This is a genomic window from Collinsella sp. AM17-1 (genome assembly GCF_003470665.1).
Taxonomy (GTDB): Bacteria; Actinomycetota; Coriobacteriia; order Coriobacteriales; family Coriobacteriaceae; genus Collinsella.
In genome coordinates this window covers 1-321 of record NZ_QRJZ01000049.1, presented here as the reverse complement: position 1 = coordinate 321, position 321 = coordinate 1, and the positions used below count along the sequence as shown (strand labels likewise).

At 58.6% G+C, this 321-nt stretch carries 1 rRNA gene; it reads left to right on the top strand.

The features are described from left to right. Positions 1 to 96: 96 nt before the first annotated feature. Positions 97 to 321, top strand: a 23S ribosomal RNA gene (locus DW195_RS10275); the annotation flags it as partial.

The following is a 321-nucleotide window of genomic DNA, read 5'->3' as shown; positions in this document are numbered from 1 at the left end:
TGAGATACCCGAATTGCGACATACGAGCGCTATTCATGATATCGATTAATTGACTTAATTAGCGACACGTGGATATCCCGCGGGCCCGATGCGGTCCCGCAAGATACCACGGGCGCACGGCGGATGCCTTGGCACAGGGAGCCGATGAAGGACGCGGCAAGCTGCGATAATCCCCGGCGAGGAGCACACATCCTTCGACCCGGGGGTCTCCGAATGGGCGAACCCATGCACAGCAGTGTGCATATCCCCGGCCCGAACACATAGGGCCGGGGAGGACAACCCGGGGAACTGAAACATCTAAGTACCCGGAGGAGAGGAAAT